Source organism: Tenacibaculum sp. Mcav3-52 (genome assembly GCF_022347665.1).
Taxonomy (GTDB): domain Bacteria; phylum Bacteroidota; class Bacteroidia; order Flavobacteriales; family Flavobacteriaceae; genus Polaribacter; species Polaribacter mesophilus.
This window is the reverse complement of record NZ_JAKRGE010000005.1, coordinates 97,085-113,206: the sequence shown is the minus strand read 5'-3', so window position 1 is coordinate 113,206 and position 16,122 is coordinate 97,085. Positions and strand designations below refer to the sequence as shown.

The following is a 16,122-nucleotide window of genomic DNA, read 5'->3' as shown; positions in this document are numbered from 1 at the left end:
AAAGAAAAAAACAAGTAACATGTTTTTTAATTTGAATTTATTTTTGTAAAGAATTTATAAAAAAGAACAAAAAAGGAATGCTCAGCATTCCTTTTATTTATAGATACGTATCTATAGTGTTGCCCCCCGACAAATATTTTGATGTTTAATGATTTCTTTTTTAAAAAAGAGCTATTCAATGTTTATTAATAAAGAATAGCTCTCAACTAACCAAACTAATTAATCTATTTTATTACTATGAATGAAACAAATACACTACAAATATATTTTAGATTCTATGTTCTTTTACTTTTAATTCGATGAATGGAGTGTTTTTTAGGTTGAAAAGAAGTGTACTACAGGTAAGTTATGTAACGAAAAAAACAAGTAACATATTTTTTAGCTTGAATTCGTTTTATAGCTTGTAAGCTATATATCGCTTGATAAATATTTTAATGTTTAATGACTCTTTTTGAAGAGTTAAAAATTAGTATGTTGGTAAGCTCCAATATCAGAGGAAGTGCTTCTGTCTACACCTAAAATATCATTAGAAACAGCAGAAGGTTTAGCTTTATTAATGGCATCACTATTTTCACCAATGATAAACTCATTTTTAGTAACATCTTTAAAGTTAGGCTCTCCGTTTAAAATGTTATTTTGATAATGTTCAGTATCATTAAAATTCAATTCAGTATTATCTGTGAATGAATTATTAAGGTCATTAAATTTTATTAAGCAATTTTCAACCGAGTAATTAAAGGTTGTACCATCAATTCTATCAAGAATAAATTCAACGTTGTTGTTTCCTTCAATAATACAGTTTATAAAGTTAGCGGTAACCAAATCATTAGTCTCTGTAACTTCTTGGTTATCATTATTAAGATAACTAATGTGGTTGTTGACTAAAACCGAAGGTAATTGACGAATACTATTGTTCCAAAAGTTAGCAAAAGTAGCATGGGTAAAGTTATATTTACCACCAAAAGTACAAGCTAATGCAGATTGTCCTGCGCTACCTATTACTAAGTTTTCTCCTTCAATATGTGTATTTCTACCTAAAACACCATAGTTTGAACTGTTATATATTTCAGTGTTTTTTATTGTTAGCGTGGGAGAGGAGGTATCTTGTCCGTCAACAAGAAGTCCAACAGTTCCATTTTTAATTTGAGTATAATTTAGTTCGTTGTTAAAACTACCTTCACGTATCCAAATAGCTCCCCATTGTCCTGGAATTTCGCTAAACTGATGTTCTAATCGGTCTCCTTCAAAAATTACTTTTTCATCTAAAGTTCCATTCACTTTAAAGTTTGCATCTTTATCAATAATTAAGCCTGAATTATTGTGAAAATGAATTTTAGCTCCGGCTTCAACTGTTAGTGTTTTACTTGATGGTACAGCAGCGTAACCGTAAATGACATAAGGTTTTTCATTAGTAAAGGTTAGTTCTTCGTCAGTTAAAAAGCGACCCTGAATTTCGGTTTCTTTACCGTTAATAGTTAATGTTTCAATACCCGAACTGTTTTTAGAAGGAAAAATAAAATGAGCGTCTTGTACTAAAGTAACTAAATCTACATCTTGTTGGTTTTCTCCATTATCAAATAATATTTTATCAGTATATAAAGGATCGGTAATGGTGTTAACATTAATAGTAGTTTCTATAAAAATATAAATACTATCATTTGCCAAAATATCAATATTATTGAAACTGTCACCAGCTAATCCATCTACATTCAATCGATAATTTGAAGTATTTCCATTTTCCAATTTGATTTCTGGAATTGTAATAGTTTTACTACTCTTATTGTATACTTTTAAGTTATACGTAGCAGAACCTATATTGCTAAAAACAGTGTCTAGAAATACGGTGTCTTTTGAAAACTGTAACTTCCCATAACTAGGTACTGTATTGAAGTCTTTTCTACAAGATATTACAATAATGGATAGAATAAGTGCTAGTATGGGAAGGGTATTTTTCATGGTTTAGGATTATTGTTTGATTAATTCTATTTCAAATAATTTTCCCCAATGTTTTCCTGTAACAAATAAACGATTGTTTTCAGAATCATATGCAATTCCGTTTAGTACATCATCTTGAGTCTCCAAAGTTTGATCTTTAGCAACAATATCTCTCAATCCATTTAAGTTAGCTACACCTTCAACGACACCTGTTTCTGGATTGATAATAACTATTGAGTTTTGTTGCCATTTATTAGCATAAACTTTACCATTTATAAGCTCAATTTCATTTAAATTATCAACGGGATATTTGTTTGTGTATACTTGAACACTTCTTTTTTCTTGCTGATTATTGGCGTCTAAAAACCAAATTTTGTTACTTCCATCCGTTTTAATAAGCTCAGAACCGTTATGTGTTAATCCCCATCCTTGATTACTATTGGTGTAATTAAAGCTGCCAAGTTGTTTAAATGTTTCAAAATCGTATATAAATCCTTTTCGAGCGTGCCATGTTAACCAATAAATTTTATTATTAAAAATGGTCATTCCTTCACCAAAGTATTTTTCATCCAAATCTATCTTTTGTAAAACTTTTCCAGTTTCTAATTCAACTTTTCGTAAAGTAGATTCACCGTTTCGCCCCGTACTTTCATATAAATAACCGTTTTTATATTCTAGTCCTTGAGTATAGGCTCCTTTATCATGTGGGTAAATGTTTACAATTTTATAAGAGTATACAGCAGGAGCCTCTTTTGCTAAAATCTCAATAGAGTTGTTTAATTTTTTTGATTTATTAGGATAAAAAGCCAATGCGGTAACAGCATGTTTTCCTACACCAAAATCGGCAGTATTAATAGTAACACTTGTTTCGTTAGTATTTACACGTTTGTTGTTTACATAAAGGTGTACAGAATCTATCTGCTCCCCCTTCAATTGTTCAAACTTAATAGCGGCTTTTTCGCCTAGAGTGGTTTTTTTAGTAGTGTTTAATTTAAATTTGTAATTAGTTTCACTACAAGAAGTTATGAGTAAAGTAGTTAATCCTAATGATAAAAGTTTATAAAAACGCATATATAAAATGTTATTTTCTATAGTTTATAAAGATGTACTACAAATTAAAGCAAATTATTTGTTTGCAAATTAAAAAAAAGGGTTAAATTTGCACCCTCAAATAGCCATTGCAGGTTTTTGATATATGAAAGAACTATAAAGCTTTACCAACTTTATAATTTTTTCAACAAAAATAAAAGATTTTAAATTTACAAGAGATGAAAAAAGGTATACATCCAGAAAATTATAGAATGGTAGCGTTTAAAGACATGTCTAACGGAGATGTTTTTTTAACACGTTCAACTGCTAACACAAAAGAAACTTTAGAAGTAGAAGGAGTTGAGTATCCATTAATTAAATTAGAAATTTCAAGAACTTCACATCCTTTCTACACTGGTAAGTCTAAGTTAGTAGATACTGCAGGGCGTATTGATAAGTTCAAAAATAAGTACGCGAAATTCAAAAAATAATTTCAAGTATTCAAATATACAAGAAAGCTCTGGCTATATGTCAGAGCTTTTTTTATGCTAAAATTGTATTTTTGCAAAAAAATAAAAAAAAATGAGAGATACTATCTTATCTGTTGTTATTGTAATAAATATTTTATGTGGTGTGTTAGTTTATTTCATGCCAGATATGGGAAATTACATTTTACTAACAGTAGCTACAGCAGTTACTCTGTTAGCAATATATGATGCTTTTATTCAAAAAAAGCATTCATTAATGAGAGCTTTTCCAGTAATTGCTCGTTTACGTTGGGTATTTGAAGAAGAAAGAGAAAAAATTCAACAGTATTTTATTGAAGACGATTTAAACGGAAAGCCTATTAATCGTGAAAAAAGAAGTATTGTTTATCAGCGATCAAAAAAAGAAATTGAAACAGTACCTTTTGGTACTCAACATAATGTATATGCAAAAGGGTATGAGTTTGTGAAACATTCACTATTCCCTAAAGATCATCATCATATCAAAGGAGAAAGAGTACTTATTGGTTCAGATAAGTGTACACAAAAATATGACTCTTCTATAATCAATATTTCTGCAATGTCTTTTGGTTCGTTGAGTAAAAATGCAATTATGGCATTAAACCAAGGTGCTAAAATGGGAGGCTTTGCTCATAACACAGGCGAAGGAGGAGTTTCTCCTTATCATTTACAAGGAGGAGATTTAATTTTTCAGGTAGGTACAGGGTATTTTGGAGCAGGGAAAAGTGTAAATGGTAAACGTGTTTTTGATGCTGAGGTTTTTAAGAAAAATGCTGTTAGAGAAGAGGTAAAGATGGTTGAAATAAAGCTTTCACAAGGAGCTAAACCAGGTCATGGTGGAATTCTTCCAGCAAAAAAGAACACGAAAGAAATTGCTGAAATTCGTTCTGTAGAGCCTTTTACACGAGTAGATTCACCACCGGCACACGATGCTTTTTCTAATTTTGACGAAATGGTTGCATTTATTCAACAGGTGAGAGAATTATCTGGAGGGAAACCCGTTGGAATTAAGTTTTGTGTTGGAGACAACGATGAAATCGAAACGATGATTAAAGCTTTTGCTGATGCTAATAATTACCCTGATTATATAGCTGTTGATGGAGGAGAAGGAGGGACAGGTTCAGCACCTTTAGAGTTTTCAAACTACATTGGTACACCTTTATTAGAAGGACTATCTTTTGTAAATAAGATGTTGAAAAAATACGGACTAAAAGACCAAATAAAAATTATTGCAAGTGGTAAAGCTATTGATGCTTTTGATGTGATTAAATATCTAGCATTAGGAGCCGATGCAATTGGTATGGCTCGTAGCTTTATGTTAAGTTTAGGCTGTATTCAGGCACGTGAATGTAATTTAGATACTTGTCCTGTGGGTGTAGCAACACAAGAGAAGGACTTAGTAAAGGCTTTGGTAGTTAAGTATAAGAATATGCGTGTAAAGAATTACCATAATAAGACAATTAGTGCCATTAAAGAAATGGTTGCAGCTATGGGAAAAGATTCAATTAAAGATGTAGAGGCAAAACACATTTTTAGAAGAAAAAGAACAGGAGAAATAACTTCGTTAGATAAAGTTTACTACACTAAAGAAAAGGTTTTAGTTAGTTAAATAAAGAAAACTAGTTAAAATTGGATACTAGAGTAAAAATAAATTCAAAAACATATCAATTACAGCGTTACCCCAATACTTCCGATAAAAGTTTACGAGCTTGGAGTAACGCTGAACTCTTAGTGTTAGATTATATAACCGATAAGTATATAGAGGGGTTACACCTTTTTAATGACCGTTTTGGAGTGTGGAATTGCGCTTTACAGCATAAAAAAGTTACGACTGTTTGGACGTATGCTAGTCAGCAAAAAGCAATTCGTCAAAATTTAAAACTGAATAACATTTCTACGGAAGTCGATTTTAAAACTCCTTTAGACAACTTAGAGAGTATTGATTTAGCATTGATTAAAATTCCAAAGTCATTAGAGTTGTTTGAGTTGTTTTTACAACAAATACATAAAGCTTCACATGAAAATACTGAAGTAGTTTGTGGGTTTATGACTAAATATTTTTCAGTTTCTTTTATAAAAGTTGCTGAACAATATTTTGAAGAGGTTACTCAGTCAAAAGCATGGAAAAAAGCACGTTTGTTGATTTTAAAAGTACCTAAAAAAGAAGTCAAGCATAAGGATCTAATTAATACCATCCATTGGAAAAGCAAAGTCTTACAGCAATATTACGGTGTGTTTTCTTCTGGAAGCATAGATATAGGAACGCAATTTTTCTTAGAAAATTTAGAAGTTAAAACAGAGGAGTTAAAAGTATTAGATGTAGCTTCTGGAAATGGAATTATAGCTTATGAAGTTGCTAATCAAAATCCACGAGCAGCAGTAACTTTAGTAGATGATTTTAACTTAGCTATTGAATCATCTAAAGTTAACTTAGAAGGAAAAAAAGCAGAGTTTGTATGTGATGATACTTTAGAAAAATTAGATAAAAACTCATTTGATTTAGTTGTATCAAATCCACCTTTTCATTTTGAACATGAGAATAATATTGAAGTGGCACTAAACCTTTTTAAAGGAGTAGAAAATTGTTTGAAAAACAAAGGGAGGTTTTTGTTAGTCGCTAATTCCCATTTGAATTATAGTACGCACCTAACAAAGCTTTTTACTTCGGTGAGTGTGTTAGAACAAAATAAAAAGTTTCAAATAATAGAATGTATAAAAAAACGCTAAGAATTTTCTTAGCGTTTTTTGTTTGATTTGTAAACTTTAATACTACCAATAATATGATAAACCGAACATTAAATCAGTTGAGTTTATATTAAAGTCGAAAGAACTCCAAGTTCTTTTTGATGAATTTCTAGGCTCTTGTGTGCCATTGTTGTACCCTAAAGCTCCTATGTTAGCCTCTAAAGCTAAATTTTTGTTTAAGAAATAAGTTATTCCTGGTCGAACACCAATAAAATATTCGTTTGTATGACCTCCATTAGAATTTAAAGCATTATTATTTTCATATTCTGAATAGCTATATCTAAATTCTCCTTGTAACGAAATAGTCAATTTCTTTCCAACAGGAAAATATTTTTTGATGTAAGGGAAAACTCTAAAATGATTAGTTGTGTTTACTTGATTATTTGTTGTGTTTCCTGACTCGCTTTCCGTGTATCCATACCCTAAGCCCAACCCTAGAATTAAGTTGTCGTTGAAAGTATAACCTATCTTAGGGGAGAAGTTAAAATTAAAATACTTAGAAGTATTAGGTGAATCTTCAAATTCGGAATTGGTGTGTCCTAAAGAAACATTCCCACCAACATACCACGTATCTTTTTCAATAGTTAATTTTTCATTTTCTTTTTTTTCTTGCCCATAAGCAAATGACAATGCAAGTAGCATTGTACTTAATAATAATTTCTTCATAATTAAATTTTCTTTTATAGCAATCAAAAGTACTTGTCTTAGATTAATAAAAGGTTAGCTTAATGAAAAATCATAGGAAAATTCCTCTTCAATAATTTGTTCTGTACAATTTTTTAAATCATTTACAAATTCATCAATTTGAGTTTTTGTTACGTTAGGCATACAAATAACATGAGAAATGTTCCCTTCAGTAGCTAACTGCCATTTATCTTTAATACTTTGTGGAGTTTTTGGTAATACAACAGTAATTGCATTAGGGTTTCTCCAAGCATTTACTCCAATTTTTTGTAATTCAGCTTCGCAGTATTCAGCTACAGCTAAACTATGCTGATAACGCTGTTGTAAACCTTCGACACCTAATTGCTTTAAAGCATACCACAAGAATAAAGGAGAATGTCCGTTACGAGAGCCTGTAATAGTAGTGTCAAAAGAGCCGATGTACGAAATACCTTTAGCAATTCTATCTCTATTTGATCTTTTAGCCATTAATACACCAGTTGGGATTGGTGAACCAATAAATTTATGTCCACTAATAGATATACTGTCTGCACCATCCATAAAGTCAAAAGGAAGGCGAGGTTGCATGAACGGTCCAAAAGAGCCAGCTAAGGCAGCATCACAATGAATATAATGGTCTTGGATAGCAAGGTTGCTTAAAATTCCTTTAATTCTACCTATATCGTCTTTTGCTTCTTTCATCGTTGTACCAAAAGTTGCCAATACAATTACTGGTTTATGACGGTTCATACGAACAGTGTTTTCAAAATCTTCATAATCCATCTCGCCATTTTCTTGCGATTTAATTACAATACTTGGGATATTTAATAAATGGATATTCTTTCGCACACTATAATGAGTAGATTCAGAATAGTATACCATAGCCTTAGGAAATAATTCACGAGCAATGTATAAACCATACAGGTTACTTTCTGAGCCACCATTGGTAACATATCCCCAAAAGTCTTTCGGATTTGCTCTAAATAGTTTTGCGAAAAATGCAATAACCTCACGTTCCATTTCATGGGTTCGCACACGATAAGTGCCTTGCTCGAAAGGATCACCAAGGTTGTTAATTGGATATTGAAAAAAATTATTTAATTCTGAATAATCGAAATCTTTTGACACAGGATACCCTAAAAAAGTATCACGAGCAGAAACCAATTCTTCTTGTAACTTATCTAGTTTTTGTTGATCTTCTAATGATAATTTTCCTTCGTTAACCATAGTATATTAAAATTTAAGCGGGCAAATGTAAGCGAATCAATATTATTTGTCAGCTATTTGTTTAATATTTAGATTATTTTTCTAATTTATTTTTTTTGGTAGATAAATAATCTGGTTAGGGTTCTTTTTTAAGTGTAAAAGGAGATATATTTTAAGAGTAATATTAAAGAAAATAAAAAGCCCATCTAATTTAGATGAGCTTTTAAACTTTATAATTTAAATTTGATTAGACCTTATTCTGCGGCTTTATCAACCACAACACGATTCTCACGATTCGCAACTTCCCAAGCTGTATGAAAAACCAAACGAGTTCTGTTCTCTAACATTTCATAATTGATTTTGTCAGGAGTGTCAGTTGGTCTGTGATAATCGGCATGTGTTCCATTAAAATAAAAAATAATAGGAATGTTGTGCTTAGCAAAATTATAGTGGTCAGAACGATAATAAAAACGATTAGGGTCGTTATCATCGTTGTATTTATAATCTAAATCGATGTTAGTATACTTTTTATTCATCGCTTCAGAAATGTTATGTAATTCAGTACTTAACTTATCAGAACCGATTAAGTATACATAATTTGGATTTCCTTTATGGCGGTCATCAACTCTACCAATCATATCAATGTTCAAGTTGGTAACAGTATTAGCCAATGGGAAAATTGGATTTTCAGTATAATATTTAGATCCTAATAAACCTTTTTCTTCACCTGTAACGTGTAAAAATAAAATAGAACGTTTAGGGCCTTTACTAGCATCGGCAGCTTGTTTAAAAGCTTCCGCAATTTCTAAAATAGCTACAGTTCCTGATCCATCATCATCGGCACCATTGTATATTTCTCCATTTTTAACTCCCTCGTGATCTAAGTGAGCTGAAATAACTACTATTTCATCTGGTTTTTCCGTTCCTTTGATAAAAGCAACAACATTTTCAGAATCTTTTAAAGTCATTCCTCTACGGTTGTTACTTAAGTATTCAGAAGGTACTTCTTGAAAGTAATCATCACCACCTAAAGGAGAAGCTACTCCTTGACTAACATAAAAATCTTTTAAATACTTTACCGCTTTTTTTTGTCCAGGCTCCCCCGTGTTTCTTCCTTCAAATTCATCTGAAGCATAGATAAATAGATGTTTTCCTAAATCTTTTGCAGTAATAGTTTTGGCATATTTAGCTGCAAAATCAGTAGTATCATTATCAGTACTAGCTGTTTCTTTGCTAGAACCACAGGCTATCAGTGCAGCTGCACTAGCCATGTAAAGTAATTTTTTCATCAATAATTAAGGTTTGTTTAGTTCGATTAGTTTCAAAAGTAAGAAAATGTTACAATTGCTCAAATTTAATTTTTCTTGATAACGAATTGTTCTAATGTTTTGTTAAAACTTATTAATTCTTTTGGAAAAAGTTTTTCAAAAGCATTTTTACTAATTAAGTCTTGTGAAGTACCTGTATATAGTTGTTTTTCAGAAAGAAGTATGAATTCATCTGCAAGTTGAATGGCTAAATTCACTTCGTGGGTAGATATAATGATAGTTTTTCTTGTATTCTTTACGAGTTTTTTTAATAAAGAAAACACTTTGAATGTATGATGTATATCTAAATGAGCAGTAGGTTCATCTAAAATAATGATTTCGGTATCTTGAGCTAGTGCACGAGCAATAAGTACACGTTGTAGTTGACCATCGCTCAATTCATAAAATCGTTTGTCTTTTAAATGGGAGATTTCTGTCTGTTCAATTGCCCAGAGAATTTTTTTTAGATGTTCTTGAGTTAGTTTGTCAATCCAGTTAGTGTAAGGTTGACGTCCAAGAGCAACGAGTTCAAAAACCGTTAGCTGACTTAGCGGTAAACGTTCGGTTAATACTAAACTCAGCGTAGTAGATAATTCTTGATTAGTATAGGTTGAAAGTTCTTTTTGATTGATTTTTACAGTTCCGTTCAAAGGTTTTTGAACCTTAGAAATGGTACGGAGTAAGGTTGATTTTCCAATTCCATTTTTACCTAACAAAGCAACAAATTTTCCTTTTTCAATAGTTAAATCAATATCTGAAGCAATAAGTGTTTCTTGCTTTTTTGATTTATATCCTATTGAAAGGTTTTCTGTTTGTAAGACGATATGTTTTTGTTGTTGCTTGATGTTTACTTGTTTAACTGTTTATAATCTTAATTTTATACATATATTTTCTTCTTCCTAATTAATAGCCATATAACTACAGGTGCTCCAAATAATGATGTTATTGCGTTAATAGGTAAGGTGAATTCGCTTGTGGGTAACTGCGCTATACTGTCACAAATTAACAGAATAATTGCTCCAATTAAAGCAGCAGCAGGTAATAATACTTTATGGTTTGATGTAGAGAAAATCATTTTAGCAATGTGTGGAACAGCTAGTCCAACAAAAGCAATAGGACCTGAAAAAGCAGTAATTACTCCTGTAAGAATACTTGTGATTAGTAAAATAATGTTTCTACTTTTTTTAATGTTAATACCTAAGCTTTTTGCATAGTTTTCACCTAATAAAAAACTGTTTAAAGGTTTTATGACAGAAAATGTTCCGAGAATTCCTACAAGGTAAATAATTCCAAAAACAGAAAGTTCAGCCCAAGTTAGATTCCCCAAACTTCCAAAGCTCCAAAATAAATATTGTTGTATTTGTTCAGCTTCACTAAAAAAAGCTAATACGCTAATAACTGCTGATGTTAATGAGCCAAACATTAATCCAATAATTAAAATAGACATCGTATTACGAACTCTATTTGCAGCTATGATAACTGCTGATAATACTAAGAAAGATCCTGAACTTGCAGCAATGGCTAATGCCCAGTTAGAGTAAATAGCTACAAGAAAAAATCCTCCAAAAACACTAGAACCTAAAATGAGTAATGCTACACCAAGGCTTGCACCAGAAGATATTCCTAATACAAAAGGGCCTGCAAGTGGATTTCTGAATAATGTTTGCATTAATAAACCACTTATAGCTAATCCTGACCCAACTAGCATTGCTGTAATTGCTTTTGGCAAGCGGTAATTAATGATAATGGTTTCCCAACTATCTTTTACAACAGGGTTACCAAATAAGGAGTTGAAAATTTCTTTTAAAGGAATAGATACGGAACCTAAACTAATGTTTAGTAGTAGAAAAATAATCAGTAAAACTGATAAAAGTAAAAAGTGAACTGTGTATGTTTTTGATAAATTCAATTAACTAATTGATTTTAAAAAAGCGACTAATTGTTGAATAGCTAATCCTCTATGACTTATTTTGTTTTTTTCTTCTGAAGTCATTTCTGCAAATGATTTGTTGTATCCTTCAGGCTGAAAAATGGGATCATATCCAAAACCTTGTTCACCTTGCTTAGATGTTAAAATGGTTCCTTTACAAACTCCATCAAATAAAAATTGCTTTCCATCTAAATTTAAACAAATAGAAGTTCTAAACTGAGCATTTCTATCAGTTTTATTGTTCAACACTGTTAATAGTTTTTGCATGTTGTTTTCTGCATTAGCAGGTTCACCAGCATAGCGAGCAGAATATACTCCTGGTTCTCCATTTAAAGCTTCTACCTCTAAACCTGTATCGTCGGCAAAACAATTATATCCAAACTTTTCAGTAATATAATTTGCTTTAATTTTGGCGTTTCCTTCTAAAGTAGTTGCGGTTTCTTCAATATCATCAAAGCAATCGATGTCCTTCAAAGAAAGTAACTCAATAGAGTTAGGTAACATTTTTTGTACTTCAGCAAGTTTGTTTAGATTGTTAGTAGCAAAAACTAGTTTCATGTGTTGAAAATTAACAAAAGCAAATGTATTCAATTTTTATCATCTTTGCTGGTGTTTTTATTTTTATAAAAAAGGTATTCGTCTTGAAAGTCTTGTAAATAAAGAGGTGTTGTGTGAAGGTAGGGTTAAGGGTTATTAAGTGCCCTAAAAGGGTTCAAGGCCTCTTTTATTCAAATAACAAAGAAACCGATATAGCTTTTAAAAAGAAAAATTAAAAGGTTTATCGTAAAATTTTCTCAATTTTACGACCTTTAGCTAATTCATCTACAAGCTTGTCTAAATAACGAACTTGCTTCGTTAACGGAGTTTCGATTTCTTCTATTCGATAACCACAAATAACTCCTGTAATTAAATGAGCATTTAGATTTAAGTCGGCTTCTTTGAAGAAGGATTCAAAAGTTACTTTTTGATCAATTAATTTGTTTAATTTTTGATTGTTAAAACCGGTAAGCCATTCAATTACTTGGTGTAACTCCTCTTTTGTTCTTCCTTTTTTCTCAACTTTAGTAACATAATGAGGGTAAACAGAAGCAAAAGTCATGCTCGCTATTCTTTCGTCGTGTTTGGGTGTTGTTTTCATGACTTAGGTTAATGTGAAACGATTTTGAGTCCTACAATCGAAGTAATTAATGTTGTGATAAAAAATAATCGCCAAAATGTAGCGGGTTCTTTAAAAACTAAAATTCCAATTAGTACTGTTCCTACAGCACCAACTCCTGTCCAAACTGCATAGGCAGTTCCAATAGGTAGCTCTTGGGTTGCTTTTATGAGAAGCAACATACTGATAGATAAACAGATTAAAAAGCCAATATACCAATATGTGGCTTCTATTCCAGTAGTTTCTTTAGCTTTTCCAAGACAAGCTGCAAAAGCTACTTCAAATAAACCAGCTATAATTAACAAAATCCAATTCATTTGTAATTGCTTTTTAGATACTAAAATACAATAACTTTATTCAATTACAAGCTAAGGTGTGCTATCTTTTCACTTGTTTTATTTTGAAGTTAAAATATTACTGCTATTGAGCTGAGTTAAAGGTTTTACAAATCTTCTTTAATAATTATTCCTCCCCACTCGTTAGAATATACATATTTGTTGTTTTCAAGATTGGTACAATAGTTCTCAAAGAAAACCTTAAAAGAAGGTGCTATATACTCTCTTACACTATCGTCGTGCCACATTCTTATTATCTGTCCTTTAGTTCCATTTTCTGTAGGATCCATATCTATACATAGATGATTTCCAGAACCATCATAAGTAATTGGAACCCATTTAGGGTTCCACCAAAAGTCTTTAATTTCTTCATCGGGTTCAGCTTCACTATCTTCAAAATCTCCACCCTCATATAAATCATACCAAATTTTCCATTCATCAATTATTCTATTAGAAGAAAGTAGCTCTTCAGCATCTATTAAGCCTTCGGCATTTCTGTTTTGACCGTTGTGTATACTTAAAAAGGCTATAAAGTCTTCAGGTAGTTCTGTTTGTATGGTTTGTTGTAATTGTTTTATTTCTTCTGGTTGAATTGCAGGCTGAAGCTCTTCAGATAAATGAGGAGCATTAGAAGAAACCCAATTTTTAAAACGGTTCCATAAATTTTCTATTTCAATTTTTTGATTTTTCATTGTAATTATTTTTTGTAATGTAATATTAATGCTTACTAGACTTCTTGTAAAAAAATAGATAGAGCTTTTCACAGAACTATTTAAATTTTCAAGCTAAAGTACTATGTGTGGAAAATGCTTAAGGAAGTTTTTTCGCTAATTTTTCGTTAAAAAAGAGTAGAGAAGACTAAAATTGTACTCCTAACTTAAAGTTCAACACTCTTCCTGTCATATAGTTAGGAATACCGTATTGGTTTTTACTGTAAGCATCACGTACCCATGTATTGGTGTTGGAGTTACGGATGTCGAAAATGTTAAATAATTCTAAACCAGCGGTAAGTTCTTTAAAGTTACGTAAGAATCCAGTTTTATGTTGTTTGTTAGCATCAGCAAAAACATAAGAAATTCCTACATCGGCACGTTTATAATCGTTCAAACGATTTTGAAATTGATATACATCAGCGTAAGCAGGAGCTCCACCAGGTAACCCAGTGTTATAAACAAGGTTTAGATAAGCTTTTAAGTCAGGTAAGTTAGGCACATAATCTTGAAATAATACACCAAATTTTAAACGTTGATCAGTTGGTCGAGCAATATAACCTCTATTGTTAATATTTTCTTCGGTTTTTAAATAACCAAAGCTAACCCAACTGTCGTTACCAGGTACAAACTCTCCGTTTAAACGAACATCTAAACCGTAAGCATAGGCATTAGTAAGATTGTCTGCGCGATAACGAATGCGGACATTATCAACAGAGTAAGCATTTACATCTGATAGATCTTTGTAATAAAGTTCAGTAACTAATTTAAAAGGGCGTTCCCATACGTTAAAACTATATTCATTCCCAGCAACTATGTGAATTGACTTTTGCGCTTTTACTTTGGGGTGTACTTGTCCGTCATAATCACGTAATTCTTTATAAAATGGAGGTTGTGAATACCATCCACCAGATATTCTAAATAGCATATCGCTTTCCCAATCAGGTTTAATAGCAAATTGCGCTCTAGGACTCAAGATTGTTTGAGAATAACTATTAGTAGAAGCTGTTTTTATAGACCAATAATGAGAACGAACTCCAATATTCATCCAAACTTGGTGGTCATTCCACATTGCTTTTCTACTGAATTGTAAGAAACTAGTAATACGGCTAATGTTTGTTTCATTTTCTGCTCTCACATTTCTGTAAGGATCAATAGGACCTGTAAAAGGTTCGTATGGTTGATTATTTCCGGTGTGGTGTGGTGGACGAACAGAAAAACCTAAAGAGTCTATCACTTCCCATTCACGAATACGGTCTTTAATATTTTCCTTTTGGTATTTAATACCAGCTTTCCATTCATTATTACCATCTTTTAAAGTAGCTTTTAGCTGAATATTGTTGATTAAAGCATCCAAGTCGTTACGTGCATGATTAATTTGCGAACCTATTCCTTGAGAAAATTCAACTTCACCAAAATTTTCAGAACCAATATTGCTATTTACTTCTCCTATGGCGTAAGCGGCAGCAATATCAAAATATTCTTCTTCTTGTGTATTAAAAGAAGAAATAGTACCAGTAAGTTTTAGATTGTCGTTAACTTGATAATCAGCAGAGAACGCTCCAAATAAGGTTTGAAAACGATCTTTTTCTTGCCCTTGATAAAAAACAATTAATTCTAGCGGGTTTGTTAAGGTTCCAAATCGAGTTTTACGAGTTAGTGGTTTGTAATTATAGTTGTTAAGAGAGAAATTTCCTAAGAAATTTAATGTAAGTTTTCTGGTTGCTTGGTAGCTTAAAAATGATTGGACATCTGTAAATTGAGGTCTAAAGTTAACCTCGGTTTGTTTACTATTTACAAATAAGCTATTATCACGATAACGAACACCAACAATTGCGCTTAGTTTATTATTAGCAAAAGTATCTTCTATAGTAAAACTTCCTCCTAATAAACTCAAATCTAATTGTATGCCAAAGTTGGTTGGTTTTCGATAGGTAATGTCTAGTACAGAAGATAGTTTGTCTCCATATTTTGCTTGAAATCCACCTGCAGAGAAATTGATATTCTGAATCATATGCGGATTGGTAAAACTTAAGCCTTCTTGTTGGCCAGAACGGATTAAAAATGGACGATACACTTCAATTCCGTTAACATAAACTAGGTTTTCATCAAAATTACCACCCCGAACATTGTATTGAGTGCTTAATTCGTTGTTGTTACTAACTCCAGGGAGCGTCATTAATATATTTTCAACACCAGCATTAGCACCAAGTATGTTTTTTACTTTTTTAGTTTTTATTTTGGTAATTCCTTGGGCTTCTTTTTGTTGGCTTTTAACGATAACTTCTTCTAATTTTTCACTCTTAATTTGTAAAGTAGGAGAGAAGTTAAAGTTTCTTTTTCCTCTAGAAGTGAATTTTTTTACCAAAGTTTTATAAGAAACATGTGTGAATGTAACAGTAACAGTTTTACGGATAGGAATTGTAAATTGATACATTCCATTAGCATCGGTAGTAGTTCCTTTAGATAAATAGGAAATCGCAACTCCTTCAATTGGTGTATTGAATTTATTGGTAATGATTCCTTTTACTGTAGCTGTTTTTTGTGCAAAAACGAGTGAAGGGAACAGTAATAAAAGAATAAATTTTTTCAAGCTTGTT

The 16,122-nt window shown here is 31.5% G+C and carries 15 protein-coding genes; 3 read left to right on the top strand and 12 right to left on the bottom strand.

What is annotated here, in order from left to right; all coding sequences use genetic code 11:
* Positions 1 to 459: 459 nt before the first annotated feature.
* Positions 460 to 1,956, bottom strand: coding sequence for a hypothetical protein (locus MHM83_RS13425; protein WP_239180279.1), 1,497 nt, complete (start codon positions 1,954 to 1,956; stop codon positions 460 to 462).
* A gap of 9 nt (positions 1,957 to 1,965) precedes the next feature.
* On the bottom strand, positions 1,966 to 3,006 hold the full coding sequence (locus MHM83_RS13420; RefSeq protein WP_173360107.1) for a glutaminyl-peptide cyclotransferase: 1,041 nt from the start codon (positions 3,004 to 3,006) through the stop codon (positions 1,966 to 1,968).
* 197 nt (positions 3,007 to 3,203) lie between these two features.
* Between MHM83_RS13420 and MHM83_RS13415 the strand changes: the two genes are divergently transcribed.
* From MHM83_RS13415 to MHM83_RS13405, 3 genes are all read left to right on the top strand, one after another.
* Positions 3,204 to 3,455 (top strand): type B 50S ribosomal protein L31, encoded by a 252-nt coding sequence (locus MHM83_RS13415; RefSeq protein WP_047789607.1) that lies wholly within the window; start codon positions 3,204 to 3,206, stop codon positions 3,453 to 3,455.
* Between the two features lie 91 nt (positions 3,456 to 3,546).
* Entirely contained in the window at positions 3,547 to 5,079 is a 1,533-nt protein-coding gene (locus MHM83_RS13410; RefSeq protein WP_239180277.1) for an FMN-binding glutamate synthase family protein, read from the top strand.
* 20 nt (positions 5,080 to 5,099) lie between these two features.
* Positions 5,100 to 6,197 (top strand): methyltransferase, encoded by a 1,098-nt coding sequence (locus MHM83_RS13405; protein WP_239180275.1) that lies wholly within the window; start codon positions 5,100 to 5,102, stop codon positions 6,195 to 6,197.
* 42 nt (positions 6,198 to 6,239) lie between these two features.
* On the opposite strand, the gene MHM83_RS13400 is transcribed toward MHM83_RS13405, so the two are convergent.
* The 10 genes from MHM83_RS13400 to MHM83_RS13355 form a co-directional block, all read right to left on the bottom strand.
* A complete protein-coding gene (locus MHM83_RS13400) occupies positions 6,240 to 6,881 on the bottom strand; it encodes an outer membrane beta-barrel protein (RefSeq protein ID WP_239180273.1) in 642 nt (213 codons plus the stop codon).
* A 54-nt stretch (positions 6,882 to 6,935) separates the two neighbouring features.
* Positions 6,936 to 8,105: a histidine decarboxylase gene (locus tag MHM83_RS13395; protein WP_239180271.1), complete on the bottom strand. Its 1,170-nt coding sequence runs from the start codon at positions 8,103 to 8,105 to the stop codon at positions 6,936 to 6,938.
* A 233-nt stretch (positions 8,106 to 8,338) separates the two neighbouring features.
* Positions 8,339 to 9,373, bottom strand: a complete 1,035-nt coding sequence (locus MHM83_RS13390) for a M28 family metallopeptidase (protein ID WP_239180269.1) — start codon at positions 9,371 to 9,373, stop codon at positions 8,339 to 8,341.
* Between the two features lie 65 nt (positions 9,374 to 9,438).
* A complete protein-coding gene (locus tag MHM83_RS13385) occupies positions 9,439 to 10,143 on the bottom strand; it encodes an ABC transporter ATP-binding protein (RefSeq protein WP_370642005.1) in 705 nt (234 codons plus the stop codon).
* Between the two features lie 125 nt (positions 10,144 to 10,268).
* On the bottom strand, positions 10,269 to 11,300 hold the full coding sequence (locus tag MHM83_RS13380) for a FecCD family ABC transporter permease (RefSeq protein WP_239180267.1): 1,032 nt from the start codon (positions 11,298 to 11,300) through the stop codon (positions 10,269 to 10,271).
* Positions 11,301 to 11,879, bottom strand: coding sequence for a non-canonical purine NTP diphosphatase (locus MHM83_RS13375; RefSeq protein WP_159611806.1), 579 nt, complete (start codon positions 11,877 to 11,879; stop codon positions 11,301 to 11,303).
* A 220-nt stretch (positions 11,880 to 12,099) separates the two neighbouring features.
* Positions 12,100 to 12,459, bottom strand: a complete 360-nt coding sequence (locus MHM83_RS13370; protein ID WP_159490651.1) for a DUF2200 domain-containing protein — start codon at positions 12,457 to 12,459, stop codon at positions 12,100 to 12,102.
* 8 nt (positions 12,460 to 12,467) lie between these two features.
* Positions 12,468 to 12,794, bottom strand: coding sequence for a DMT family transporter (locus MHM83_RS13365; protein WP_239180265.1), 327 nt, complete (start codon positions 12,792 to 12,794; stop codon positions 12,468 to 12,470).
* 125 nt (positions 12,795 to 12,919) lie between these two features.
* Positions 12,920 to 13,504, bottom strand: a complete 585-nt coding sequence (locus MHM83_RS13360) for an SMI1/KNR4 family protein (RefSeq protein ID WP_159611802.1) — start codon at positions 13,502 to 13,504, stop codon at positions 12,920 to 12,922.
* Positions 13,505 to 13,670: 166 nt separating this feature from the next.
* Entirely contained in the window at positions 13,671 to 16,115 is a 2,445-nt protein-coding gene (locus MHM83_RS13355) for a carboxypeptidase-like regulatory domain-containing protein (protein WP_239180263.1), read from the bottom strand.
* Between the last annotated feature and the right edge of the window lie 7 nt (positions 16,116 to 16,122).